The sequence below is a fragment of the Streptomyces sp. NBC_01275 genome, assembly GCF_026340655.1.
Classification (GTDB): Bacteria; Actinomycetota; Actinomycetes; order Streptomycetales; family Streptomycetaceae; genus Streptomyces.
In genome coordinates, this window is sequence record NZ_JAPEOZ010000001.1 from 8,506,227 (window position 1) to 8,531,128 (window position 24,902).

General features: G+C 72.4%; 20 protein-coding genes and 1 tRNA gene. 5 read left to right on the plus strand and 16 right to left on the minus strand.

All coding sequences use genetic code 11. The annotated features are described in order from the left end of the window. Positions 1-21 precede the first annotated feature (21 nt). The 12 genes from OG562_RS37345 to OG562_RS37400 form a co-directional block, all read right to left on the minus strand. Positions 22-828 carry an SDR family NAD(P)-dependent oxidoreductase gene (locus OG562_RS37345; RefSeq protein WP_266405968.1) on the minus strand — a complete coding sequence of 269 codons (807 nt, stop codon included), beginning with the start codon at positions 826-828 and terminating at the stop codon, positions 22-24. A 3-nt stretch (positions 829-831) separates the two neighbouring features. After that, positions 832-1,980: an acyl-CoA dehydrogenase family protein gene (locus tag OG562_RS37350; protein ID WP_323187595.1), complete on the minus strand. Its 1,149-nt coding sequence runs from the start codon at positions 1,978-1,980 to the stop codon at positions 832-834. Between the two features lie 11 nt (positions 1,981-1,991). Then, on the minus strand, positions 1,992-3,125 hold the full coding sequence (locus OG562_RS37355; protein ID WP_266405970.1) for an acetyl-CoA C-acyltransferase: 1,134 nt from the start codon (positions 3,123-3,125) through the stop codon (positions 1,992-1,994). Positions 3,126-3,242: 117 nt separating this feature from the next. Beyond that, on the minus strand, positions 3,243-4,040 hold the full coding sequence (locus OG562_RS37360) for an enoyl-CoA hydratase/isomerase family protein (protein ID WP_266405972.1): 798 nt from the start codon (positions 4,038-4,040) through the stop codon (positions 3,243-3,245). After that, complete coding sequence (locus OG562_RS37365) at positions 4,037-5,227, minus strand: CaiB/BaiF CoA-transferase family protein (protein WP_266405973.1); 1,191 nt, start codon at positions 5,225-5,227, stop codon at positions 4,037-4,039. The genes OG562_RS37360 and OG562_RS37365 overlap by 4 nt, the downstream gene beginning before the upstream one ends. Before the next feature lies 1 nt (position 5,228). Beyond that, positions 5,229-6,797 carry a FadD3 family acyl-CoA ligase gene (locus OG562_RS37370; protein WP_266405975.1) on the minus strand — a complete coding sequence of 523 codons (1,569 nt, stop codon included), beginning with the start codon at positions 6,795-6,797 and terminating at the stop codon, positions 5,229-5,231. Beyond that, positions 6,797-7,945 (minus strand): acyl-CoA dehydrogenase family protein, encoded by a 1,149-nt coding sequence (locus OG562_RS37375; protein ID WP_266405977.1) that lies wholly within the window; start codon positions 7,943-7,945, stop codon positions 6,797-6,799. Before OG562_RS37375 ends, OG562_RS37370 begins: the two co-directional genes overlap by 1 nt. Then, positions 7,942-8,970, minus strand: a complete 1,029-nt coding sequence (locus OG562_RS37380; protein WP_266405979.1) for an acyl-CoA dehydrogenase family protein — start codon at positions 8,968-8,970, stop codon at positions 7,942-7,944. The genes OG562_RS37375 and OG562_RS37380 overlap by 4 nt, the downstream gene beginning before the upstream one ends. A 2-nt stretch (positions 8,971-8,972) precedes the next feature. Further along, complete coding sequence (locus OG562_RS37385; protein ID WP_266405981.1) at positions 8,973-9,776, minus strand: enoyl-CoA hydratase/isomerase family protein; 804 nt, start codon at positions 9,774-9,776, stop codon at positions 8,973-8,975. 171 nt (positions 9,777-9,947) lie between these two features. Further along, on the minus strand, positions 9,948-10,736 hold the full coding sequence (locus OG562_RS37390; RefSeq protein WP_266405983.1) for a FadR/GntR family transcriptional regulator: 789 nt from the start codon (positions 10,734-10,736) through the stop codon (positions 9,948-9,950). Positions 10,737-10,850: 114 nt separating this feature from the next. After that, positions 10,851-11,618, minus strand: coding sequence for an SDR family NAD(P)-dependent oxidoreductase (locus OG562_RS37395; protein ID WP_266405985.1), 768 nt, complete (start codon positions 11,616-11,618; stop codon positions 10,851-10,853). Positions 11,619-11,650: 32 nt separating this feature from the next. Then, positions 11,651-12,817 (minus strand): acyl-CoA dehydrogenase family protein, encoded by a 1,167-nt coding sequence (locus OG562_RS37400; protein WP_266405987.1) that lies wholly within the window; start codon positions 12,815-12,817, stop codon positions 11,651-11,653. 170 nt (positions 12,818-12,987) lie between these two features. Here OG562_RS37400 and OG562_RS37405 point away from each other — a divergent pair, with 170 nt between their 5' ends. Continuing rightward, a complete protein-coding gene (locus tag OG562_RS37405) occupies positions 12,988-14,184 on the plus strand; it encodes a serine hydrolase (protein WP_266405989.1) in 1,197 nt (398 codons plus the stop codon). A gap of 70 nt (positions 14,185-14,254) precedes the next feature. On the opposite strand, the gene OG562_RS37410 is transcribed toward OG562_RS37405, so the two are convergent. Beyond that, complete coding sequence (locus OG562_RS37410; protein ID WP_266405990.1) at positions 14,255-14,833, minus strand: TetR/AcrR family transcriptional regulator; 579 nt, start codon at positions 14,831-14,833, stop codon at positions 14,255-14,257. 183 nt (positions 14,834-15,016) lie between these two features. Here OG562_RS37410 and OG562_RS37415 point away from each other — a divergent pair, with 183 nt between their 5' ends. Together OG562_RS37415 and OG562_RS37420 are read left to right on the plus strand one after the other, a co-directional pair. Then, positions 15,017-16,465 (plus strand): MFS transporter, encoded by a 1,449-nt coding sequence (locus tag OG562_RS37415; RefSeq protein WP_266405992.1) that lies wholly within the window; start codon positions 15,017-15,019, stop codon positions 16,463-16,465. A gap of 44 nt (positions 16,466-16,509) precedes the next feature. After that, positions 16,510-16,583: transfer RNA gene (locus OG562_RS37420), tRNA-Pro, on the plus strand. Positions 16,584-16,649: 66 nt separating this feature from the next. On the opposite strand, the gene OG562_RS37425 is transcribed toward OG562_RS37420, so the two are convergent. Both OG562_RS37425 and OG562_RS37430 read right to left on the minus strand, forming a co-directional pair. Beyond that, positions 16,650-19,853 (minus strand): glycoside hydrolase N-terminal domain-containing protein, encoded by a 3,204-nt coding sequence (locus OG562_RS37425; RefSeq protein WP_266405994.1) that lies wholly within the window; start codon positions 19,851-19,853, stop codon positions 16,650-16,652. A gap of 191 nt (positions 19,854-20,044) precedes the next feature. Then, on the minus strand, positions 20,045-20,647 hold the full coding sequence (locus tag OG562_RS37430; RefSeq protein WP_266405995.1) for a TetR family transcriptional regulator: 603 nt from the start codon (positions 20,645-20,647) through the stop codon (positions 20,045-20,047). A 154-nt stretch (positions 20,648-20,801) separates the two neighbouring features. Between OG562_RS37430 and OG562_RS37435 the strand changes: the two genes are divergently transcribed. Together OG562_RS37435 and OG562_RS37440 are read left to right on the plus strand one after the other, a co-directional pair. Continuing rightward, complete coding sequence (locus OG562_RS37435; protein WP_266405996.1) at positions 20,802-21,488, plus strand: class II aldolase/adducin family protein; 687 nt, start codon at positions 20,802-20,804, stop codon at positions 21,486-21,488. Further along, the gene (locus tag OG562_RS37440) at positions 21,485-22,414 is read left to right on the plus strand and encodes a carbohydrate kinase family protein (RefSeq protein ID WP_266405998.1); all 930 of its coding nucleotides are present in this window, start codon (positions 21,485-21,487) and stop codon (positions 22,412-22,414) included. Before OG562_RS37435 ends, OG562_RS37440 begins: the two co-directional genes overlap by 4 nt. Before the next feature lie 257 nt (positions 22,415-22,671). Here OG562_RS37440 and OG562_RS37445 read toward each other — a convergent pair whose 3' ends face one another. Beyond that, a complete protein-coding gene (locus tag OG562_RS37445; protein ID WP_266406000.1) occupies positions 22,672-24,801 on the minus strand; it encodes a sensor histidine kinase in 2,130 nt (709 codons plus the stop codon). Positions 24,802-24,902: the final 101 nt, after the last annotated feature.

Here is a 24,902-nt window from a genome sequence, read left to right on the forward strand (position 1 = left end):
GCCCGGCCCCCCCCGTCGACTTCACACGCTGTAGCCCCCGTCGACGCCCAGCGCCTGCCCGGTGATGAACCCGGCCCGGTCGGAGGCGAGGAAGGTCACGGCTTCCGCGATGTCCGCCGCCGTGCCGAACCTGCGCAGCGGGATGTTACGCCGGGTGACGGCGAGCGCCTCGTCGTCCAGCTCGCCGGAGGCGATCAGCCGGGCCGCGATGCCGTCGGAGAGCATGCCGGGAGCGACGCAGTTGACGCGGACCCCGTACCGTCCCTCCTCGGCGGCCAGGGCGCGGGCGACCGCCTCGACGGCGCCCTTCGCGCCTGAGGACAGCCCGTCGCGCACCGGGAAGCGGCGGGTGGCCACGGTGGTGACGGCGACGACGCTGCCCCGGCTCTCGCGCAGCACCGGCAGGGCGGGATGGACGAGATTGAAGAACGCCACGGCGTCGGCCTCGAGTTGGGCGCGGTACTCGCCCGGCGACACCCGGCTGAGGTGGCGCATCGGCACATGCGGCCCGGCCGCGTACACCAGTGTGTGGATCCCGCCGTACGCCTGCGCGGTCTCGGCCACCGCCCGGGCCGTCGCCCGCTCGTCGGTCAGGTCCACGGGGAGCGGCACCAGCGCCTTCGCCCGGTTCGCCCCCTCCGCCCCCTCCGCCTCGGCGGCGAGGGCCTCGGCCGCCTCCCGGGCGGACCGGTAGGTGAACGCCACCGCGCTCCCGCGGGCCGCCAGGGCCCGCACGACCGCCGCGCCGATGCCGCCGGTGCCGCCCGCGACGAACGCGACGCCCGGCCGGTGGGAGAAGTCCTCGACGGCCCCCTTCTCTTCGTCCATGTCTCACAGCCCCAGGGACTTGGCGATGATGACCTTCATGACCTCGCTGGTCCCGGCGTAGATGCGGGTGATGCGTGCGTCCGCGTACAGCCGGGCGATCGGATACTCCAGCATGTAGCCGTATCCGCCGAAGAGTTGAAGACATCGGTCGACGGCGCGGGCCTGCATCTCGGTGCAGAACAGCTTGACCTTCGCCGCGTCGGCGCCCGAGAGCCGGCCCTCGACGAGTTCGGCGACCGCGCGGTCGAGCATGGTCTGCGCGGCCTCGATCTCCGCGGCCACGGCGGCGAGTTCGAACTTCGTGTTCTGGAAGGAGGCGACGGTCCGCCCGAACGCCTTGCGCTCCTTGACGTACGCGAGCGTCGTGTCGAGGGCCGCCCGCGCCTGCGCCACCGACCCGACGGCGACCGTCATGCGCTCCTGCGGCAGGTTGTGGCCCAGATAGCCGAAGGCCGCGCCCTCCTCGCCCAGCCGGTCGGCGACCGGCGCCCGTACGTCGTCGAAGGCCAGCTCGACCGTGTCCTGCACCTTGATGCCCATCTTGTCCAGGACCCGCCCGCGCGTGAACCCGGGCGTGCCGTCCTGCACCACCAGCAGGGTGAGGCCCGCCCGGCGGTCGTCGGGGTCGGACGCGGTGCGCGCCACCACGATCACCAGGTCGGCGAGCAGCCCGCCGGTGATGAACGTCTTCGTCCCGTTGAGGACGTAGGAGTCCCCGTCGCGTACGGCGGTCGTACGGATCCCGGCGAGATCGGAGCCGGTGCCGGGCTCGGTCATCGCGATGGCGGTGAGCAGCTTGCCGGAGGCGAGCCCGGGGAACCAGCGGCGGCGCTGGTCCTCGTTCGCGTAGGCGAGGAAGTAGGGCAGGACGACGTCGAGTTGGGTGCGCACCGTGCCGAGGGTGACCAGGGCGCGGGCCGCCTCCTCCTGGAGGACGACGTTGAAGCGGTAGTCGGGCCGGCCGCCGCCGCCGTGCTCCTCCGGAACCGCCATGCCCAACAGACCGAGGGAACCGAGGAGTTCGAAGAAGGCGCGGGGGACGCGACCGGCCTTCTCCCAGTCGGCGTAGTGCGGGACGACCTCGTCGGTCACGACGTCCCGCACGAGCTCCCGGAACGCCTCGTGGTCGTCGGTGAAGAGCGTGCGCTGCACAACAGCTCCTGTCAGGAGGCGAGTTCGACGAGAGTGGCGTTCGCGGTGCCGCCGCCCTCGCACATGGTCTGCAGGCCGTAGCGGATGCCGTGCGCGCGCATGTGATGGATCATGCGAGTCATCAGCACGGCCCCCGAAGCGCCCAGCGGATGGCCGAGTGCGATCGCTCCGCCGAGCGGGTTGAGGCGGTCGGGGTCGGCGCCGGTCTCCGCCAGCCAGGCCAACGGCACCGGTGCGAAAGCCTCGTTCACCTCGAACACCCCGACCTCGGACAGCTCCACGCCCGCTGTGCGCAGCACCTTCTCGGTCGCGGGGATCGGGCCCGTGAGCATCAGCACCGGGTCGGAGCCGGCCACCGCGCCCGCCCGGTAGCGCACCAGCGGGGTCAGTCCCGACTTCCGTGCCTTCTCGGGGGTGGTGATCAGCAGGGCTGCTGCTCCGTCGGAGATCTGCGAGGCGTTGCCCGCGTGGATCACCCCGTCGTCCGCGAACGACGGCTTGAGCCGGGCGAGGGTCTCGACGCTGCTGCCCCGCCGTACCCCTTCGTCGGCCGGGACGCCGGCCACCGGCACGATCTCCTCCTCGAACGCGCCCGCGTCCTGCGCGGCCGCCGCCCGCTCGTGCGAGAGTGCCGCGAACGCGTCCAGTCGCCCGCGCGTGAACCCCCACTTCTGGGCGATCAGTTCGGCGGAGATTCCCTGGTTGAAGGAGAAGTCCCCATAGCGGGCGAGGACTTGGGGTCCGTACGGGGTGCCGCCCGCCTTGGCCGAGCCCAGCGGCACCCGGCTCATCACCTCCACCCCGCCCGCCACGACCACGTCGTGCTGGCCGGACAGGACCGACTGCACGGCGAACTCCAGCGCCTGCTGGCTCGATCCGCAGGCCCGGTTGACCGTCGTCCCCGGAACGCTCTCGGGCCAGCCCGCCGCGAGGACCGCGTACCGGCCGACGTTGCCCGCCTGGTCGCCGACCTGGGAGACGCACCCCCAGATCACGTCGTCGACGGTCTCGGGGTCCAGCCCGGTCCGCGTTGCCAGCGCCGTGAGCACGGCGGCGGACAGGTCGGCCGCGTGCACGTCCGCCAGCCCTCCGCCGCGCCGGCCGACGGGCGTGCGCACCGCCGCCACGATCACCGCTTCCCGCATCACGCGTCCTCCTTCGTCTCACGTGCCGTCCGGTATTCCGGCCGTCTGCCCGTCTGCCCGTCTGCCCGTCTGCCCGTCTGTCCGTCTGTCCGCGTGACCGTCTGTTCGTTCGTCCGGTCACGTGTCGTCCGCTCGTCCGGGTACCGCCCAGCGGCCCGTGAAGTGCGGTGCGCGCTTCTGCGTGAACGCCTCGTACGCCTCCGGGGCGTCGGCGGAGGCGAAGTTCACCGCCTGGGCCCGCGCCTCGCCCGCGAGGGCGTCCCGCAGGGTGCGGTCGCCGCCCTCGTTCAGCAGCGCCTTGGTCTGGGCGAGCGCGACCGGCGGCCCGGCCGTCAGCCGCGCGGTGAGGTCGTCGACGAACGCGTCGACCTCGCCCGCGTCCACCACCCAGGTGACCAGGCCGAGCGCCCGGGCCTCCTCGGCGTCCACGGTCTCCGCCAACAGCGCAAGCCGTTTGGCCTGTTGGAGCCCGACGAGCTTCGGCAGCAGCCAGGAGCCGCCGAGGTCCGGGGACAGCCCGCGGCGCGCGAAGATCTGCGAGAACGACGCCTGAGGGGTCGCCACCACCAGATCGCAGCCGAGCGCCAGGTTCCAGCCCGCACCCACCGCCACCCCGGTCACCTTGGCGACCGTCGGCACCGGCAGCTCGTGCAGCAGCAGCGCCACATCCGTCAACGTCCGCATCCGGTACAGGGGATGGGCCGCGCTGACACCCCGGGAGAGGTCGGCTCCGGAGCAGAACGCCCCGCCCGCCCCGGTCAGCACCAGCGCCCGTACGCTCCGGTCGCCGCCCGCCTCGGACAGGGCCGCGCGCAGCGCCTCCCACAACTGCGGGTCCAGGGCGTTGCGCCGGTGCGGACGGTTCAGGGTCAGGGTGCGCACGCCGTCCGCGTCCCGGGTCAGCAGCACCGTCATCCCACCGCTCCCTGCTCCCGCAGCGCGGCGATCTCCGCTGCGTCCAGGCCGAGTTCGGCGAGCACGGCGTCCGTGTGCTGGCCCAGCGCGGGCACCGCGCCCATGGGCGGGTCGTAGCCGTCGATCACCGGCGGCGGCAGCAGCGCCGGGACCGGCCCGGCCGGTGTGTCGATCTCCCGCCAGCGGTCGCGGGCGGCGAGCTGCGGATGCGCGACGACCTCGCTCGGCGTGTTGTAGCGGGCGTTGCCGAGCCCGGCCGCGTCCGCGCGGTCCTGGACGTGGGCGAGGTCGTGCCCGGTGCACCAGGCGGTGATCGCGGCGTCCAGCACGGCCCGGTGCGCGACCCGTCCCGCGTTCGTGCGGAACCGTTCGTCGTCCGCGAGGTCGGGCCGTTCGAGCAGCTCGCGGGCGAGCCGGTCCCACTCCCGGTCGTTCGTCGTGCCGAGCACGACAGTCTGCCCGTCGGCCGTCGGATACGCCCCGTACGGCGACACCGCGGGCGAACTCATGCCCAGGGGCTGCTGGTCGACCCCCGAGTGCCGGGTGTAGGTCAGCGGGTAGCCCATCAGCTCGGCCATGGTGTCGAAGAGGCTGACCGCCACCGAGGAGGGCGGCCGCCCCCGTCCCTTGCCGTAGAGCAGTGCCGTCACGGAGAGGGCCGCGTACAGTCCGCTGCACACGTCGGCCACCGGCGGCCCTGCCTTGGCGGGGTGTCCCGGGTGGCCCGTCACCGCGCACGCCCCCGACTCGGCCTGGATCAGCAGGTCGTAGGCCCGTTTGTGGGAGAGGGGGCCGCCGGGGCCGTAGCCGTCGATCTCCACGGCGACCAGGTCGGGGCGGCTCATCGCCAAGTCGGGTGCGGAGAGGCCGAGTTTGGCCATCGCGCCGGGGGCGAGGTTGGATACGAGGACGTCGGCGCGGGCCAGGAGCCGGTGCAGGACGTTCAGGCCGGCCTGCGACTTGAGGTTCAGGGCGACGGACTCCTTGCCCCGGTTGGCCCACACGAAGTGTGCGGCGAGGCCGCCGACCACGTCGTCGTAGTGCCGGGCGAAGTCGCCGCCGGCCGGGTTCTCCACCTTGACGACCCGGGCCCCGAAGTCCCCCAGCGTGCGGGTGCACATGGGGGCCGACACCGCCTGCTCCAGCGCCACGACCGTGATCCCGGCCAGCGGTCCGTCGCCGCTCATGTCAGCGGCTCCCGAAGGACTCGCGCAGGGCGTGCTTGAGCACCTTCTGGCTCGCGTTGCGCGGGAGCCGCTCCACGAACCGCACATGGCGGGGCACCTTGAAGTTGGCCATGTGCTCGCGCGCCCAGGCGACGACGTCCGCCTCGCCGATCTCCGCTCCCGCTCGGGGCACGACGAACGCGCAGCCCACCTCCCCGAGCCGTTCGTCCGGCACGCCGACGACCGCGACCTGGGCGACGGGCTCGTAGCCGAGCAGCAGTTTCTCGATCTCGGCCGGGTAGGCGTTGAACCCGCCGACGATGTACATCTCCTTCTTCCGGTCGACGATCGAGAGATTGCCGTCCGCGTCGAGGCGTCCGACGTCTCCCGTGTGCAGCCAGCCGTCGGAGTCGATCGCCTCGGCCGTGGCCCCGGGGTCGTCCCAGTAGCCGCGGGTGACGTTGTAGCCGCGGACCAGGATCTCCCCGACGCCGCGGTCGCCGTCCTCGGCGATGCGGACCTCGACGTCCGGGATCGGGCGGCCGGTGGTCCGGGCGACGGTCTCCTCGTCGTCCCCGATCCGGGTGGTGGTCACCAGGGCGGTGGACTCGGTGAGCCCGTACGCGCTCATCACGATCTCGAAGGACAGCTCCTTCTTCATCGCGCGGACCAGGGGCTCCGGGACGGTGGTGCCGCCGGTCATGGAGACCCGCAGGGAGGTGAGGTCGCGGGCCGGGCGGTCGGGGTGGTGCAGCAGGTCCTGGAAGATGGTCGGCGGGCCGAGCAGGACGCTCACCCGCTCCCGCTCGATGATCTCCAGCGCCCGCCCGGCGTCGAAGACCGGCATCGGGACGACGGTCACGCCGTGCAGGAACGAGGCCAGCCAGCCCGCCTTGTAGCCGAAGCAGTGGAAGAACGGCGGGATCACCAGGAAGGTGTCCGAGGCGCGGAACGTGTACTCCTCGGACATCCAGCCGTAGGCGCGCAGCGACTGGCCGTGGGTGAGGATCACGCCTTTGGGATGGCCGGTGGTGCCGGAGGTGAACATCACGTCGGAGACGTCGTCGGGGGTGAGCCCGTCGATCGCCGTGTGCGCGACCCGCTCCTCCGACTCGCCGCCCAGGTGCAGGAATTCGCTCCAGGACAGCCCTGCGGACCCGCGCGGCCCGAGGAGGGAGACGGTGGTGTCCAGCGCGGGCAGGCCGGGATCGGCCGCGCGCAGGTCGGCGATGAAGTCGACGCCGAGGAAGGACGCGGCGGCGAACAGGGCCTTCGCCCCGGACCTGCGCAGGATGTAGGAGATCTCCCCCGCCTTGAAACGGGTGTTGAGCGGGACGACGACCCCGCCGGCCCCCTGGATGCCGAGCGCGGCGACGATCCACTCCGCCGAGTTCGGCGCACACAGCCCCACCCGGTCGCCCGGTCCGACGCCCAGCGCCAGCGCCGAACGCACGGCCCGCACCATCAGTGCCTCCAAGTCCCGGAAGCTCAGGCGAAGTTCGCCGTCGACGAGGGCGGGAGCGTCCCCGAACCGCCGAGCGGCCCGCCGGATGACCTGGGGAATGCTCTGGAACTCCTGGTCGTGACGCATCACTTGGCTCCATGGGGCAGGCGCAGCAGGCGCTTGGCGATGATGTTCCGCTGGATCTGCGACGTGCCGCCGTACACGGAGGCGGCCCGGGAGTAGAGGTACTCGGCGAAGACGTCCCCGCCCGGGCCGTGCACCTCCTGCGGGAACACCTTCAACGCCGTCTCGTACAGGCGCTGTTCGGCCCGGGTCATCAGCAGCTTGTCGACGGACGACTCCGGTCCCGCGAGCTGCCCGGCGAGCCGTTCGGCGATCCGCCGCCGGGCGTGCGCGACCAGTACCTCGTAGTCGACGAAGCAGCGCCCGATCTCCGACAGCAGTCCGTCCGGCAGCTGTCCGCGCCGCTCGCGCGCGGCCCGGCGCAGCCGCTCCACCAGCAGCCCGTACTTCGACAGATGCCCGGTGTCCAGCGCGTTGCGCTCGTACGACACCGTCGTCATCGCCAGCGCCCAGCCGTCCCCCTCGGCCCCGATCCGTTCCTCCCGCGCCAGCCGCACGTCGTCCAGGAACAGCTCGCAGAACTCGTCGTCGCCGCCTGCCGCCCGCAGCGGGCGCACGGTCACCCCGGGCCGGTCCAGGGGGAGCACGAACGCGGTGATCGAGGAGTGCGGAGGAGCCGTGCGGTCGGTGCGGGCCAGCAGCAGGCAGTAGTCGGAGTACTGTGCGTAGCTCGTCCAGAGCTTCTGGCCGCGGACGGTGTAGGAGCCGTCGTCGCCGCGTTCGGCGTACGTGGTGAGACCGGCCAGGTCCGAGCCGGCCCCCGGCTCGCTGAAGCCCTGGCACCAGACGTCGTCGCCGGCCAGCATCCGCGGCAGCAGCCGTCGGCGCTGCTCGGCGGAGGCGAACTCCAGCAGGGCGTGCGCGAGATAGCCGATGCGGGGCACCCCGGGCGCGCCGCCGGCCCCCAACTCGTCGCTGACGGCGACCTGATGAAGGGACGTCAGGCCACGGCCGCCGTACTCCCGCGGGACGTCGAGGCCGACCCAGCCGCCGGAGTGCAGGAGGCGGTGCCAGCGGTGCAGGAAGACGGGCGTCGGCTCGTCCGGGAGGCGTTCGGGCAGCGGGTGTCCGGCCAGCCAGACACGGACCTCGCGGCGCAGCCGCTCCAGGTCCGCCGAGTCCCCGAAGTGCAGGGGAGCGTCCACGGTCATCGCACGGCCTCCGGCTCGTTGGTCGCCTCGCCCGTGGAGTCGTCCTCGGGCTCGGCCAGGACGGGCAGCAGGTCGGCCGTGGAGGCCAGCACGGTCGCGCCCAGCAGCACCCTGCGCAGATACAGGTGGGCCCTGTGCTCCCACGTCTGCGCGATGCCCCCGAACACCTGCATGCCGGCGTACACCGCCTCCACGGCCGAGACGTTGACCTCCGCCTTGGCGACGCGCGCCGCGGTGAGCGCCCGCCCGGGCGGCTCGTGGTCCAGACACCAGGCGGCATACCGGGTGGCACTGGTGCACGCCTCCACCAGGACCGTCGCGTCGGCCAGCAGATGCTGTACGGCCTGGAAGGCCCCGATGGGCTGACCGTACTGGCGGCGCTCGCGGGCGTAGTCCACGCTCGCCTCGACGAACGCCCGCGCCGCGCCGACGAGTTCGCTCGCCACGACGACCAGGGCGTATGCCTGCCAGCGCTGAAGGCGGTCGGGGTCGAGCCGTCCGACGACGGGGCCGGGAAGAGCGGTCCGTACGCTGCGCAGCAGGTCGGCGTTGGGGGCGGGCGGGCCCAACGCGGCCCGGGTGACGGTCCCTTCGGCGTCCACGCACAGGGCGCCGTCCGCGCCCTCGCAGTCCCAGGCGACGAGGTGGACGGGGGCCGGGCCGGGGAAGCGCAGATCGGGGGCGAGGGCGATCGTGAGGGCGCCGCTCGCCTCGCCTTCGCCGTCGTCGGCTCCGTCGCCCTGGTCGTCGCCGAGGAGGCGCAGCAGCTCGGGGGCGAGCAGGACCGTGCCGATCAGGGAGGTGGTCAGCGGCCGGCTGCCGTGCTCCTCGGCGAGCAGCGCGCACTCCTGGACGGTGGCGACCGGCAGCGCCGTACGGCGCAGTTTGGCCAGGCCCAGTTCGGCGAGGGCCTCCTGGGCGGCCGTGCGGGCGGCCGGCTTCACCTCGTCCGCCGAACCGATCCGGTAGCGGGTGGCGAACGACCGCAGCAACTCGCCGACCAGTAGGAACTCCTCGGACTCCACGCTCAGTCCTCCTCGGCCGCCGCCCGGCGGGCGGACCGGGAGGCGAGTGATTCGACGATGCGGATGTGGTCCGGGCTGGTCATCGTGGCCCGCTCCGCCAGCAGCGCCGCCTCCATGCCGCCGCGCGAGACCTGTTCGACGACCGCCGACAGAGCGGCCTTCGTGGCGCGCAGCGCCTCGGCGGGCTGGGCGGCCAGCCGGTGGGCGAGGGCCAGCGCCTCCTCCAACAGCCGGTCGCCGGGCACGACCCGGTTGGCCAGGCCCAGTTCGACCGCGACGGCGGCCGGGATCCGGTCGCCGGTGAAGAGGTACTCCTTGACCCGCAGCAGACTGGTCAGCAGCGGCCACAGCGTCACCCCGCCGTCGCCCGCCACCAGACCGACCGACACATGCGGGTCGGCCAGATAGGCGTCCTCGGCCATCAGCACCAGGTCGCAGCCGAGCGCGAGCGAGCAACCCAGGCCCACCGCCGGGCCGTTGACGGCGGCGACGACCGGCAGCGGGAAGCGGATCATCTCGGTCTGGATCGTCCGGTCGAGGCGGATCGACCGCTCCCGCAGCTCCGGATCGGTGTGGTGGCGGCGCAGATGGTCGAGGTCGCCTCCCGCGCTGAACGCCCGCCCCGCGCCGGTCAGGACGACGGCACGCGCCTTGCTGTCGTCCGCGAGCTCCCGCCACACCTCGGAGAGCCTGCGGTGGAGATCTTCGGACACGCCGTTCAGCCGGTCGGGGCGGTTCAGCGTGACCACGCGGACGTCGCCGTCGGCGGCCACGGTCAGTACGGGACTTGGACTCACCTCGCTCATACCCGGATGGTATGAAAGGTCAGACCGAAACTGTCAATGGTGTTGCGCGAATTAGAGAATCACATTCTCGAATGAGTGGGGGGCAGAACAGTGGAGTGGGGGCAGGACAGTGGGGTGAGGGTGAGGGTGAGGGTGAGGGTGAGGGTGAGGGCGGGGGTCAGGGGGTGGGGGTCAGCTCTCGGGCTTCGTCAGCTCCACGCGCTCCCGCCCGTCCACCTCGGCGGCCGCGCGCGCGAACCCGCACACATGCCGGGACATCCGCCGCATGGCCGCCGCCGAGTCGCCCGCCCGGACGGCCTCGGTGATCCTCGTGTGCGCGCGGGCGGTGACCTCCCGGATGCCGGCGTCCATGAACTGCTCCAGGTCCGTGGCCGCGTGGATCGCCTGCGAGAGCGCGCTGAGGAACCCGATGAGCAGCTCGTTGCCGCTGGCCCGCGCCACCGCGTTGTGCCAGCGCACATTGGCCCGCAGGAAGCGCTGGATGTCGTCGCCCGCCTCGATCAACTCGGCGTTGGCGGCGTCGAGTTCCGCGAGGTCCTCGTCCGTGCGGCGCTGCGCCGCCAGTGCGGCGCAGGTCGGCTCGACCGCCTCGCGCGTCTCGTGCAGCGCCGCCAGCCGGATCCGCTGGCCGCGGATCACCAACTGCACGGTGCTCGCCAGGGACTCACGCCCCGGCCGGTGCACGAAGGCCCCGCCGCCGCGCCCGGGGCGGATGTCCACAAGCCCCTCGACCTCCAGGATCCGCAGCGCCTCCCGCACGGTGGCCCGGCTGAGTCCCGTCTGCTCGACGAGCTGCCGCTCCGGGGGCAGGGCGGTGCCCTCGCCGAGCTCCCCGGACAGGATCCGCTCGCGCACCTCCGCCGCCAGCACGTCCGACGCCTTCGGGACGGTCAGCGTGCCGAAGCGCGGGGCGGGGTGCTCGGAGCGCGGGGCGGGGGCGGGGTGCTCGGAGCCGGTCACGGGGTGGAGGCCTCTCGTCGGGGCCCGTTTCGGCCGGACCGTTCAACATCGGCCATTCAACACAGGGGCGCGGGCCGCTGTCACATGACCATGCCGTCCCCGCCGACGTCTCCGTCACATGACCATGCCGCCGTCCACCGGCAGCACCTGCCCCGTCACGAACGACGCGGCGTCGGAGGCGAGGAAGACGAACGCCCCCGCGACCTCCTCCGGCTCGGCCCAGCGGCCCAGCGGGATCCGGGCCAGCATCGGGGCGGCGAACTTCTCGTTCGTGCGGATGGTCTCGGTCATCGGCGTCGCGGCGAGCGGCGCCAGCGCGTTCACCAGGACGCGCCGGCGCGCCAGTTCGCGGGCCAGGGACTTGGTCAGGCCGATGATCCCGGCCTTGGCGGCCGAGTAGTTCACCTGGCCCAGGGTGCCGACCAGGCCCGCGGACGAGGTCACGTTGATGATCCGCCCCCGGCCGTCCTCGGGCAGGAACGGCAGGGCCGCCTGCGCGCAGTGGTAGGCGCCGAGGACATGGACGTCGAGGATCCGCCGGAAGGAGTCCTCCTCCAGCTTCTCGAACATGGCCGGGGCGGTGACCCCGGCGTTGTTCACCAGGATGTGCAGCGTCCCGTCGGCGAGCCCGGCCGCCCGCGCCGCCGCCGCGTCGGCCGCCGTACGGTCCGTCACGTCGAGCGCCGCGCTGTCCGCCGTATGCCCCGCGGCGGTGAGCTTCCCGGCGACGGTCGCCGCGGCCGTGCCGTCCACGTCGGTCACCAGCACCGCGGCGCCGGCCCGGGCGAGCGCCTCGGCGACCGCCGCGCCGATGCCGCCGGCCGCGCCGGTGACCAGCGCCGAACGTCCCGTCAGATCGAACAGGCCCGTGCTGTCGGTCATCTTCCACTCCTCGGTGGATATGCGGTGGCTGTTCAGTAGCTGCGCGGCAGGCCCAGCGTGTGCGAGCCCAGATAGTTCAGGACCATCTCCTGGCTGACCGGCGCGATCCGCATCAGCCGGGCCTCGCGGAAGAGGCGGGCGATCGGGTACTCCTCGGAGTAGCCCATGCCGCCGTGCGTCTGCAGCGCGCGGTCGGCGGCGTCGAACCCGGCGTCCGCGCAGAGGTACTTGGCGGTGTTGGCCTCCCGCCCGCAGGGCCGGCCCTGGTCGTACAGCCAGGTCGCCTTGCGCAGCACCAGTTCGGCCGCGTCGAGGCGGGCCAGCGAGTCGGCGAGCGGGAACTGGACGGCCTGGTTCATGCCGATGGGCCGTCCGAACACCTCGCGCTCGTTGCCGTAGCGCACCGCCCGCTCCAGGGCGACGCGGCCGATGCCGAGCGCCTCGGCGGCGATCAGCATGCGCTCGGGGTTGAGTCCGTCGAGCAGATACCGGAACCCCTGGCCCTCCTCGCCGACCCGGTCCTCGACGGGCACCCGCAGCTCGTCGATGAACAGCTCGTTGGAGGTGACCGCGTTGCGGCCCATCTTCGGGATCGGACGGACGTCCACCCGGGCCCGGTCGAGGTCGGTGAGGAACAGCGTCATCCCGTCCGTGGGCCTGGCCCCCGCGTCGCGCTTCGCCGTGCGCGTGAGCAGCAGGATCTTCTCCGACTCCAGCGCCTTGGAGATCCACACCTTCCGGCCGCTGACGACGTACGCGTCACCGTCGCGTCGCGCGTACGTCGTGATGCTCGTCGTGTCCAGCCCGGCGCCCGGCTCGGTGACCCCGAAGCAGACGTGCAGGTCGCCCGTGGCGATGCGGGGGAGGGTCCGTCGTTTCAGCTCCTCGGAGCCGTGCAGCACCACGGGATGCATGCCGAAGACGTTCAGGTGGATCGCGCTGGCGGCGTTCATCCCGCCGCCGGAGCGCGCGACCTCCTCCAGCAGCAGCGTGGCCTCGGTGATGCCGAGGCCGTGACCGCCGTACTCCTCGGGGACGGTCAGTCCCAGCCAGCCGCCGCGCGCGACGGCGTCGTAGAACTCGGAGGGGAAGACGTGATCGCGGTCCTTCTCCATCCAGTACCGGTCGTCGAAGTCCTTGAGGAGACCGGCGACGGCCTTGCGGATCGTGTTCTGGTCCTCGGTCAGCTCGAAGTCCACGGCGGGGACACCCCTCTACCGGCCGCTGATTGGTTGAACCTATCAAAGGTCAGACCAAAAAGCCTGTCAAGAGCGCCGCTTTTCCACGGCATCCGCCGTACGGGTCCGGGGAGGCGTCGCCCGGAGTGTTGTCCACGGGGGCGTCGCGGCGGTCGACCCATAGTGCCCGTATGACGCGTACCCGTACGGCGGTGCTGTGTGCCGCCGCTCTCCTCGCCTCGACGCTCCAGACGGCGGTCGCCACCGCCGGCCCCCCGCCCCATGACCGGGCCTGCGCCGCGACCCGCAACCCGCAGGGCCAGGCGCGCAAGGTCCTCGACATCGCCCGCAAGGCCCGCAAGGACCTCGACCTCAAGGCCGCCCTGGTCAAGGTCACGGTCGACGGGCGTGAACTCGTCACCGGCGCGGTCGGCGAGTCCATGACGGACGTGCCCGCCACCCCAGCCATGCACTTCAGGACCGGATCGGTCGGCATCGCCTTCCTCGGCACCGTGCTGCTCCAGCTCGTCGAGGAGCACAAGGTCGGCCTGGACGACCCGGTCTCCCGCTGGCTGCCCCACCTGCCGCACGCCGACAAGATCACCCTGCGCATGCTCGGCGACTCCACCTCGGGTCTGCACGACTACGTCTCGGACCCGGTCTTCCTGAAGAAGCTCTACGCCGACCCGTGGCAGCACTGGACCCCCAGGGAGGTCGTCGGAATCTCCCTGAGCCACCCCCTGTGGTACAAGCCCGGCACCAACTGGAGCTACTCGCACGCCAACTTCGTCCTCCTCGGCCGCGCCCTGGAGAAGATCACCCACACCCCGCTCGACCGGCTGCTGCGACAACGCGTCATCGGCCCCCTCGGGCTGCGCAACACGCGCAGCAACGACACCGCGGTCATCCCGCAGCCCGTGCTGCACGCCTACGACGACGAGCGCGGGACCTACGAGGAGTCCACGTACTGGAACCCCTCCTGGACCACCGCCCCCGGCGCCATCCTGACCCAGGACGTCTGCGACCTCGCCCGCTCCGGGCAGGCCGTCGGTTCGGGCGAGCTGCTGTCGAAGCGCTCCTTCCGCACCCAGCTGAACCCGGGCACGGTCGGCCTCGGCCACCCCACCGCCAGCTGCCCGGCGACGATCTGTCTGCCCATGACCAAGGACTTCCACTTCGGCGTCGGCGTGGTCGTCAAGAACGGCTGGGTGGTGCAGAACCCGTCCTTCTTCGGCTACGCGGCCGTGATGGCGTACGAGCCGCACAAGCGGCTGTCCATCGCCGTGTCCACGACGGTGGGTCCGAACGCGCCCGGCGGCAACACCGCGCAGACCGTCACCGAGCGGATCGCGCGGCTGCTGGACCCGGGCCACCCGCTCGCGGGCTGACCCCGAAGTCTCAACTCCCGAAGCCTCAACTCCCGAAGCCTCAGCGCCCGAAGCCTCGGCTCCCGCAGCCTCAGCGCCCGGCGCGCACCCCGTCCAGGGCGATGGCCAGGACGCGGTCGCGCTGGGCGTCGTCCACGAAGGCGGTCGCCGTGATGCCCGCGACCAGGCGCAGCAGATCGCCGAAGTCCATGTCCGCCCGCGCCTGCCCGGCCTGCTGCGCCCGCTCGAACAGCGGGCCGCCCGCCGCGTACATCGAGTCGCGGCAGGCCTGGAAGATCTCCGACCCGTCCTCCAGCGCCTCGCGCACCGCCCGCTTGGTGACCATGTAGCCCACGAACCGGTCGAGCCAGGACGTGAGCGCCTTCCAGGGCTCCAGGCCGGCGAGTTCCACGGCCGCCCGGCACAGCGCGTTGACCTCGTCCGCGTAGACGCTCTCGAACAGCGTCCGGCGGGTCGGGAAGTTGCGGTACAGGGTGCCGATGCCGACGCCCGCGCGCCGGGCGATGTCCTCCAGGGACGCCTCGGAGCCGTGCTCGGCGAACGCCTCGCGCGCGGCGGCCAGCAGCGCGTCGTAGTTGCGCGCCGCGTCCTTACGCTGCGGGCGCTGGGCCGCGACGATCTCGCTGACGGGGAACGGCTGGGCCGTCACTGCTGCCTCCCGAGTGGACCCGGTTGAACCGGAGGGGTGCCTCCGCTACAGTGGAGGGGTGCCTCCACTTTAACAGTCCGAGGCCCTCTTCTCCCCTTCCTCCTCCTTCGGCCTGTCCTTGGCCTCTCCTTCGGCTCCTCTTTCGGCTCCTCTTTCCTCTTTCCGCTTTCCGAGAGGTCTCTCATGCCTCGCACCTCCACCCGCGTCACCTTCGCGGTCCTCGCGACCGGCGCCGGCGTGTTCTCCATGCTCCAGTCGCTGATAGCGCCGGCCCTGCCGACCGTCCAGCACGCCCTGCACACCTCGCAGTCCACCGCGACCTGGGTGATGACCGCGTATCTGCTGTCCGCCTCCGTCTTCACCCCGATCCTCGGCCGCGTCGGCGACCTGATCGGCAAGAAGCGCACCCTCGTCGCGGTCCTGGTCGCCGTCCTGGCGGGCTGTCTGCTCGCCGCGCTCGCGCCGACCATCGGCGTCCTGATCGTCGCCCGGGTCGTCCAGGGCGTCGGCGGCGCCCTGTTCCCGCTGTCCTTCGGCATCATCCGGGACGAGTTCGCCGCCTCCGAGGTGCCCGGCAGCATCAGCAACCTGTCCGCCGTCATCGCCGCCGGCGGCGGCGTCGGCATGGTCGCCGCCGGACCCATCGTCTCCGCGCTCGACTACCGCTGGCTGTTCTGGATCCCCGTCGCCATCGTCGCCGCCGCCGCGCTGATCGCCCTGCGCTACGTGCCCGAGTCGCCCAACAGGGCCGAGGGCAAGGTCAGTTGGCTCGGCGCGGTGCTGCTGTCGGGCTGGCTGGTCGCCCTGCTGCTGCCGCTCAGTCAGGCGGGGGGCTGGGGCTGGGGATCGGTCCGCGTGATCGGTCTGTTCGCCCTCGCCGTCGTCCTGTTCGTCCTGTGGCTGCTGACCGAGGCCCGCTCCCGCAGCCCGCTCATCGACCTGCGCATCATGCGGCTGCCCGCCGTGTGGACGACCAACCTCGCCGCCCTGCTGTTCGGCGCGGGCATGTACGCGATCTGGTCCTTCCTGCCCGGCTTCGTCCAGACCCCGTCCACGGCCGGCTACGGCTTCGGCGCCAGCGTCACCGCCTCCGGGCTCCTCATGCTGCCGATGCTGGTCGCGATGTTCGTCTCCGGCGTGCTCAGCGGCCGCCTCGAACCCCGCCTCGGCGCCAAGACGTTGCTCACCACCGGCGCCGCGCTCGGCGCCCTGGCCCTCGGCTTCCTCGCCCTCTGGCACGACCGCCAGTGGCAAGTCGCCCTTGTGGCAGGCGTGTTCGGCCTCGGGATCGGGCTCGCCTTCGCCTCCATGGCCAACCTGATCGTCGGCAGCGTTCCCGCCGAGCAGACCGGCGCGGCCACCGGCATGAACGCCAACATCCGCACCATCGGCGGCTCCATCGGCGCGGCCGTCACCGGCGTTCTGGTCACCGGCCGACTCCAGCCCTCGGGCCTGCCCTACGACTCCGGCTACACCCACGGCTTCACCCTGCTGGCCCTGCTCTGCCTGGGCGCGGCCCTCGCCGCCCTCCTGGTCCCCGTCCGCCGCACCGCCCGCCCCGCGGCCCCGACCGCGCAACCGGCCCCGACCGCGCAGCCGGCCCCGGCCGCCGCACCGGCCCGCGTACGGTAGGGTTTACCTGCGCGTTCCCGCGGTTCACCGCCGCGGAAGCGCGACGGGACGTGGCGCAGCTTGGTAGCGCACTTGACTGGGGGTCAAGGGGTCGCAGGTTCAAATCCTGTCGTCCCGACTCGAAGGAGTCACAGCTCAGGGGCTGTTTCGGAGCAATCCGAAACAGCCCTTTCCGCTGCCGTCGTCAGGGCTTGATCGGCTTCACCTTCTTGTCGACGCCGTTCACCCGCACGGTGACGCTCCTCCGGTTGCGCGCCCGGTCGGCCACGACGCTGTAGGACGTGACCTTCCCGTCCCGCCACGCGCAGCCGACCTCGTAGCCGCCACGGGCGCGGAGCCCGGTGAAGGACCCCTCGGCCTTCCACGCGTCCGGCAGGGCGGGCAGCAGGTGGACGACGCCGTCGTGGCTCTGCAGGAGCATCTCCGCCACGGCGCCCGTGATGCCGAAGTTGCCGTCCATCTGGAAGGGCGGGTGGTTGCCGAACAGGTTGGGCAGCGTGTTGTAGGTCAACAGCCCGCGCAGCATGATCTGGGCGCGATGCCCGTCTCCCAGGCGGGCGAAGAGCGCCGCCCGCCAGGGCCAGGTCCATGAGCGTCGGCTGTCGCCGGACACCGTCGCGGCCGTGAACGGGACGCCCTCCTTCTCGCCGCACCGCGCCTTGAGCGAGACGAGCGCGGCGGCCGCGAAGGCAGGCGTTCCCGGGGTGATCTGGCGGCCCGGGTAGACCGCGAAGAGGTGCGAGGTGTGGCGGTGGATGTCGGTGGGGCTGTCCAGGTCCTCCTGCCACTCCTGGAGCTGACCCCACTGGCCGATCTTGTTCGGCGCGAGGCGTGCCTGGAGGTCCGCGATCTTGGTCCGGTAGGCGGGATCCGCCTTGAGCACCGCCTCGCAGTCGAGGTAGTTCTGGAACAGGTCCCAGATGATCTGCTGGTCGTACATGACGCCGTCCTCGCGCGGCCCGTGCTCGGGGGACCAGCCGTTCGGCGCGACGAGGAGCCCGTCCTCGCGCTCCTTGAGCTGGTCCTCCCAGAACTCGCAGATCTCCTTGATCATCGGGTGGGCGACGGTGCGGAGATAGTCCAGGTCCTGGGTGAACGCCCAATGCTCGTACAGGTGTTGGGCGTACCAGGCGCTCGCGACGGTGTTCCACTCCCATGAGTTGCCGCCGAAGACGCTCTGGCTGGTGCGGGCGGTCCAGCCGCGCGTGTCCTCGCCGAAGGCGTTGCGGGTCGCCACACGGCTGGGCACCGCCACCTCCTGGACGAACCGGACGAGCGCCTCATGGCACTCCGACAGGTTCGTCGTCTCGGCTCCCCAGTAGTTCATCTGGACATTGATGTTGGTGTGGTAGTCGGAGGCCCACGCCGGCTGGTTGCTGTCGTTCCAGAGCCCCTGCAGATTGGCGGGCAGGCCGTTCGGGCGAGAGGAACTGATCAGCAGGTAGCGGCCGTAGTCGAACATCGTCTGCTCGAGCGTCGGGTCCTGACCGCCCGCCGCGTAACGCGCCAGCCGGGCGTCGGTCGGCAGGGCGACGACGGCGGCGTCGGAGGCGCCCCAGGCGACCGAGACCCGGTTCATGAGGGCGCGGGTCTCGGCGGTGTGCTCGGCGCGCAGCTCGTCGTAGGACCGGGCGGCCGCCCTGGCCAGCGTCCTTTCGACGATCGGTTGCGGATCGGGTCCGCGCCACCCGGCGGCGGCGTCGAGCTTGTAGTCGGTGCGGGCGTCGAGGAACAGGGTCAGGGTCGTGCAGCCGCTGAACCGGAGCACCGACCCGTCGGCGCGGAGGTCGCCGTCGGTGTGCACGGCCTGGACGGTGCACGTGTGCCTGAGTCCGTTGCCCATGACGCCGCGGAAGGCGATCCGCCCGGCGGCGGCGTCGACGCTCGTCGGGGCCTCGTCCTGCCCGGACGTCAGCGAGATCGCTCCGGAGAGCCCCCGGGCGGCGTCCGACGTGTACCGGAAGACCATGACGTCCGCGGACCGGCCGGCGAAGGCCTCGCGCAGGACGCGCCGTCCCGGCGCGCCGAAGCGGGTGACGTGGACGCCCTGCGTGAAGTCGAGGCTGCGCCGGTAGTCGACGACCGTCCGCTGCGTGCGCGTGTCGAAGCCCGCGCCTGTCAGCGCGATCTCCCCGATCTGCAGGCCGGTGGAGGACGCGCCGGGGGTCAGAGTGAGCCGGTACACGCGGTAGGCCGTGCTGTTGGCGACCTGGAAGGTCCGCCTCTCGCCGCGGCCGGCGAAGGGCTTTGCGGGCTTCTGCGTGTCGAGGGTCGTCCAGGCGCGCCCGTCCTGCGACGCCTCGAGCCGCCATCGCCGGGGGTCGTCCCGCGGCCGGTCCGGGGCCGCCGTCAGCGTGTACGAGGTGACGACGGCCTCGCGGGTCAGCTCGGCCTGCCAGACGACCGCCGGTGCGGCGCCGTCGACCCGCCAGACCGTGGCCGGATCGCCGTCCACCGAACGCGAGATGTCCGTGGCCCGGGATCCGGCGCCGGATCCCTTGGAGTGTCCGCTCGGCGACGACAGGTACGTCGGGCCGGCCCCGCCGAGGTCGACGCCGGACAGGCCGATCTCGCTCACCTGGAAGTGGCTGACGCCCGCCTTGGGGACGAAGTCGAACCGGTAGAAGCGGTAGGCCGCGGTGGCGGCACAGGTGAACTCCTTCGTCTGGAACCGGCTCTCGAAGGGCGTCTCCAGCGTGCGGCCGTCCAGCGTGGTCCAGGTGGCGCCGTCGGCGGAACCGGAGAACGTCCACTCCTGCGGGTCGCGCTGCGGCACGTCGTTGGCGCTCGTCAGACGGTAGGACGCGACCGCGACGGGGTCGGGGAGCTCGACCTGCCACTGCACCTTCGAACCAGGCCCCTCGATGCACCACTTGGTGCTCGGGTCGCCGTCGTAGGTGTTGTCGACGCCCTCCGACGAGGACGAGCTGTACGGTCCCCCCGGGGCCGTGACCTTCGGACGCGCACGGGTGGCGAAGGCGACGACGACGTCGCCGAAGTTCCGGTACGAGCCGAAGCCGGTCATGCCGGTGTCGAAGTCGCTGTCCGGCTTGCCCGCCAGAGCGTTGTCGTAGTCGTTGACCCCGCCCCACAGACTCTGTTCGTTGAACTGGATGCGCTCCTCGTCGGGATCGGCGAAGAGCATGGCGCCCAGTCGGCCGTTGCCGATCGGCAGGGCCTGCGACTCCCAGTCGACGGCGGGTACGGAGTACGTCAGCGCCTTGCGGGACAGGGTCGGCCACCGGACGGCCGCGGGCGCGTCGGTTCCTGCGGCGACGGCCTGTCCCACGGGGGTTCCGCCGGCCGGCTCGGTGAGCAGAGGGGCAAGGGCGAGGGCTCCGCCGTACTTGAGGATGCTGCGTCGCTGCGGTGGGAATTCATTGATCACGGTAAGATCTCCAGGCCCATTCATCGGCTCTTTCACAGAGGAATTGACGGTCGCATCGGTGCCCTTCCCGGGGCGCGATCATCGTCGCCGGTGAATAGATCGGATGTCTAGGGGTGGGATGCCATCGGCTCGGCTGCTGTGTCGCCGAGGTCGGCGGCAACCGGCGGGCGTGCGACGTCTCCCGGAGAGAGTCAGTAGCGGGCCGTCACCTCCGCCAGGTAGCCGCGCAGCATCACCTTCGCCTCCGCCAGGAGGGCCGCGTCGCCCTGGGGGTCGCGGCGGAAGGCCTCCTGGGCTAGTGCGTCGGCGGCGAGGATCGCCGCATGGCAGGACCGGGCCAGCGCCTCGTCGTCGCGGGCGACCTCCAGCGCGAGCAGGACCCGGCGGATGCCGTCGGCCATCCGGCGCTTGTGCTCCCGGTCGGCGGCGCGGGTCTGCTCGGTCAGCCCGCTGCCGAACCACAGGGCGCGGAAGCCGTGTTCGGTGCGGTAGATCCCGGCGTACGCGTCGACGAGCACGCCGACGGGGTCGTCCCAGGGCTCCTGCGCCGCGCTGCGCGCCAGGTCGTCCATCACCGACTCCAGGCGCGCGAAGTAGCCCGCCGCGAGGGCGTCGATGATCGCGCCGCGGTCCGGGAGGTACTGGTACAGCGAGCCGACCGACACCTTGGCCGCGGCCGCGACCCGCGTCGTGGTGAGCGCCTCGACGCCCTCGTCGACCAGGAGGCGCTCGGCCGCCTCCAGCAGCAGGGCCAGCCGCGCCCTGCTGCGTGCCTGCCGGGGGGTGCGGCGCAAGGGGGTGACGCCCGGGACGGGACCCTGCGCCCCGCCGGACTCCGCGCCGGATCCTGCACCGGACTCCGAGCCGGATTCTGCGGCCGACCGACCCACCGAAATACCTCCGAACCTGAACGTGACTTTGTTTCACGTTTAGGCTAGCGTCGCGGCCATGACGGACTCAAGCTCCGCGCTGGGTCAGGAGCGGGCCGCCGTGGCCGACGCCTGCCGGCGCCTGGGGGCCGAGGGCCTCCTCATCGGCACATCGGGGAACGTGAGCGTGCGCACGGGGGACCGGGTCGCGATCACCGCGACCGGAGCGGCCCTCGCCGAACTCACCCCGGACCAGGTGACCGTGGTCGACCTCGACGGCAAAGTCGTGGCCGGGACCCTGCGGCCGACCTCCGAACTGGAACTCCACCTAGGCGTGTACGGGCGCTACGGCACGGGCGCCGTCGTCCACACCCACGCCCCGATGGTCACCGCCCTGTCCTGCGTGCTCGACGAACTCCCCTGCATCCACTACCAGTTGCTCGCGCTGGGCGGCACCGTGCGCGTCGCGCCGTACGCCACCTTCGGCAGCCCGGAGCTCGCCGAGTCGGTGCTCTCCGCGCTCGACGGCCGTAGCGCCGCCCTGATGGCGAACCATGGCGCGGTCACCCATGCGACCACCCTCGACCAGGCGGTCGAGCACGCGCTGCTGCTCGAATGGGCCTGTGGCGTCTACCAGCGCGCGGCCGCCATGGGACGGCCCCGGGTCCTCGACGAACAGCAGCAGCTCGCGGTGATCGAGGCCGCGATCGCCCGGAACTACGGCACCACCCACCCCGTACCGCCCGCGCAGGAGGAGAGCCGATGAAGGTCGTCACGATGGGCGTCCATGTGCTGGACGTACTGGTACGGCCGGTCGACGCGATACCCGAGGGACAGGGCGCGACGCTGGTCGAGGACATCCGGATGACCGCCGCCGGGACGGCCGGCGGCACCGCCCTCACCCTCGCCAAGCTCGGCGCGCAGGTGCGCAGCGCGGGAGCCGTCGGCTCCGACCCCACCGGCGACATGCTGGTGCAGCTCCTCGGCAGAGCGGGCATCGACACCGAGTTCCTCGTCAGACGCACCGACACCGCCACCTCCGCGAGCGTCCTGCCCATCCGCCCCAACGGCGACCGGCCCTCGCTGCACCTGCTCGGCGCCAACATCACCTACGGCCTCGACGACGTCCCCTGGGACGCCCTCGCCGAAGCCACCCACCTGCACCTCGGCGGCCCCGAGCTGATCGGCGTCGAGGTGGCCGCGCGCATCCTGGCGTACGCCAAGGAGCACGACGTCGTCACCTCCGTGGACCTGCTCGCCCCCGGCGTCCTCGGCAGCTTCGAACAGCTCGAGGCCGCGCTGCCCTACGTCGACCATCTGCTGCCCAACGAGGACCAGGTCCTCGGCTTCACCGGCGAGGACGACCTGCTGACCGGCGCACGCAAGCTCCTCGCCGCCGGCGCGGGCGTCGTCGCGGTCACCCGCGGCGGGGACGGCGCGCTCGTGGTGACCGCGGACGGCGCGGAACCGGTTCCCGCGTTCGTGATCGACGTCGTCGACACCACCGGGTGCGGCGACGCGTTCTCGGCGGGCTACCTGCGGGGCGTGAGCCTGGGCCGCACGCCGGGCGACGCCGCCGTCCTCGGCAGCGCCGCCGCCGCGCTCGTCGCCCAGGGCCTCGGCAGCGACCACGGCGACTTCGACCTCACGGCCGCCGACGCGTTCGCCGCGAGCCACAGGGCGCGCACGTGAGAGGCCGCCTCGCGGATGTCCGCGAGGCGGCCTGCGGCAGTGCGGTCCCTGGTGCTAGGTGCAGTTCGGGACACAGCTGAGGGCTTCAAGCCGGGCCTTGGCCCCCGGGATGTGCAGGGCGGCGGCGAGCCGCGTGAGGGCGTACACCACCCTCTTCCTCGCCGGGCCCGAAGACCTCTTGCTCGCCGGGCCCGAAGACCGCTCGCGCTTCATGTACTGCTCCCTTCGACTCCGCTTGCGCGGGGTTGATCCATCGCTCACGAGTCTGTGACGCCCGCCCGCCCGGGCACATGAGTCCGATGTCCCAACATGGTCCCGGGCCCGGCGGGGAACGCCGCGTCCACGACCGTCCCCGTCGCACTGCTGGTCAGCGTGAACGCGCCGCCGAGCTCCTCGGAGCGCTCCGCCATCGAGCGCAGGCCCACGCCCGCGCCGTCCTGGTGCGCGGCGAAACCGTCGCCGTTGTCCGCGATCCGCAGACTCACCCGGCCGTCGGCCGCGCTGACCACGGCCCGGGCCCGGTCGGCGTGCGAGTGCCGTACGACGTTGTTGAGGGCCTCGGCGGTGATGCGGTACATGGCGACCTGGAGCGCGGCCGGCAGCGCGGGCAGCGGATCGGGGTCGACCGCCACCGAGATCGTGAGGCTGCGGCTGCTGAGGTGCTCGGCGAGCTGGCGCAGCGCCCGCGCCAGGTCGGCGCCGTCCAGCGCGGCCGGCGCCAGCCCGTCGGTGATGCGGCGCAGCTCCCGGATCGCGTCCCCGATGCCGTCGGAGACCCCGGTCAGCGGACGCGTCACCGCCGGCTGCGCGCTGCGCCGGACCGCGTCGACCTGGAGGCGCAGGCCCGACAGCGCGGGCCCGAGCCCGTCGTGCAGCTCGTGCCGCAGCCGGCGCCGTTCCTCCTCGCGGGTGTGGATGAGCTGCTCGCGGCTGCTCTGCAGGTCCTGGTACAGCCGCAGCGAGGCCAGCGCCGGGGCGGCCTGCGCCGCGAGCACCTGCACGGCCTCCCGGTCCTGCGGGTCGAGCGCCAGCTCGCCGGGGCGCGGCGAGACCTCCAGACGGCCGATCTCCTCGCCCCGGTACACGATCGGGAAGTGCTCCGCGCCGGGCCCCGGATCCTCGATCCTGACCAGCTCGCGCGGACCGTGATGGGTGGAGACGGTGACCGAGGCCGCGGGCAGACCGAGCGTGCGCACGACCGTGTCGCCCAGCAGCTGCGGCGCGTCACTGGGGTCGGGGGCGTCGCTGAGCCGCTTGGCCAGGTTGCGCACCACCTGGTAGGGGTGGGCCCGGTCGCCGTAGAAGTAGTGCTCCACGAGGCGTGAGGCCCAGCGGGACAGGGGGCGCAGCAGGGCTCCGACGACCAGTCCCACGGCGCAGGCGGGGAGCAGGGCGGTCGTGTCGGGCCGGTCCGAGGTGAGGCTCAGCAGCAGCCAGGCGGCCACGGTGGACACGGAGACCGTCAGGAACGCCAGCAGCAGGGCGACCAGGAGCCGGCGGGCGGCCCGGTCCAGGTACCAGGTCCGTGAGCGGACGTGCAGATAGCCCAGCAGCAGCGGCCACATCACCGCCGCCGCGAACTGCAGGGGACGTTCGAGGAAGGGAGGCAGGAGCCCCTGCCCCAGCAGCAGGATCGTGACGCTCCACCAGGCGTAGGGCACGGTGACCCAGTAGGTGCCGTGCCGGTAGTCCGGGGAGCGGACCATCCGGACGACCAGGATCACGAGGGCCACGACCAGCACGCTCTGCGCCCCGATGTCGTCGACCCAGGACATGACGGGCTCGGTGCGCCGCCAGAACGCCGCCCAGTCGCCGTGGCCCATCGGGTTGGGCACACCCATCCAGGTGTCGATCCGGCTCCAGTGGTAGAGCTGCTGGGCCAGGCTCAACGGCAACAGGACGAGGGCGTAGGCGCGGGTCCACCGGCTGCCGAGGCGGCCGTCGGGGAGCCACAGCGGGAGTGTGTAGAGCAGCAGCGCGAACAGCGCGTAGAAGACCGCGTAGACGGTGAACGCGGCGAGACTGAGAGCGCTGGGGGCCACCGCCAGCGCGACCGTGAAGACCAGGGTGTTGCCCAGCGCGGACAGCGCCCCCGTGACCAGCAGGAACCATCCGAAGACGAGGACCCCGGCCTCGCGGCGGGCGAGGAACGACATGCCGGACAGCGCGAAGCCCAGGCCCAGCAGCAGGTTCTGCACCGCGTAGTCGAACTCGTCGTACACGGTGGCGGCCTCGGCCATGTGGGCGAACGTGAGCACCACCCACACCACCATCGACAGCGCGGTGAGCGCGCACACCGTGTACGCGGGGAGCAGGTCGCGCCCGGATCCCGCGGTCGGGCGCAGTGGGCGCGCGCCGGGCTTCGTGCCGTTCACCAGTCCGGTCATCGCCCGTACCTCCCCGTCGCCGAGTGGGTTGACCAGCTTCTGCCGCCCGCGGTCCCGACCGCATGAGGCGTCGGTCCCGACCCGGCCCCGACCCGTCGTCC

Bases quoted from the DNA above. Each gene is read 5' to 3' on its own strand.
- OG562_RS37345 (WP_266405968.1), bottom strand. From the start codon at position 828: ATGGACGAAGAGAAGGGGGCCGTCGAGGACTTCTCCCACCGGCCGGGC.
- OG562_RS37355 (WP_266405970.1), bottom strand. From the start codon at position 3,125: ATGCGGGAAGCGGTGATCGTGGCGGCGGTGCGCACGCCCGTCGGCCGG.
- OG562_RS37360 (WP_266405972.1), bottom strand. From the start codon at position 4,040: ATGACGGTGCTGCTGACCCGGGACGCGGACGGCGTGCGCACCCTGACC.
- OG562_RS37365 (WP_266405973.1), bottom strand. From the start codon at position 5,227: ATGAGCGGCGACGGACCGCTGGCCGGGATCACGGTCGTGGCGCTGGAG.
- OG562_RS37370 (WP_266405975.1), bottom strand. From the start codon at position 6,797: ATGCGTCACGACCAGGAGTTCCAGAGCATTCCCCAGGTCATCCGGCGG.
- OG562_RS37375 (WP_266405977.1), bottom strand. From the start codon at position 7,945: ATGACCGTGGACGCTCCCCTGCACTTCGGGGACTCGGCGGACCTGGAG.
- OG562_RS37385 (WP_266405981.1), bottom strand. From the start codon at position 9,776: ATGAGCGAGGTGAGTCCAAGTCCCGTACTGACCGTGGCCGCCGACGGC.
- OG562_RS37395 (WP_266405985.1), bottom strand. From the start codon at position 11,618: ATGACCGACAGCACGGGCCTGTTCGATCTGACGGGACGTTCGGCGCTG.
- OG562_RS37405 (WP_266405989.1), top strand. From the start codon at position 12,988: ATGACGCGTACCCGTACGGCGGTGCTGTGTGCCGCCGCTCTCCTCGCC.
- OG562_RS37415 (WP_266405992.1), top strand. From the start codon at position 15,017: ATGCCTCGCACCTCCACCCGCGTCACCTTCGCGGTCCTCGCGACCGGC.
- OG562_RS37435 (WP_266405996.1), top strand. From the start codon at position 20,802: ATGACGGACTCAAGCTCCGCGCTGGGTCAGGAGCGGGCCGCCGTGGCC.
- OG562_RS37440 (WP_266405998.1), top strand. From the start codon at position 21,485: ATGAAGGTCGTCACGATGGGCGTCCATGTGCTGGACGTACTGGTACGG.
- OG562_RS37445 (WP_266406000.1), bottom strand. From the start codon at position 24,801: ATGACCGGACTGGTGAACGGCACGAAGCCCGGCGCGCGCCCACTGCGC.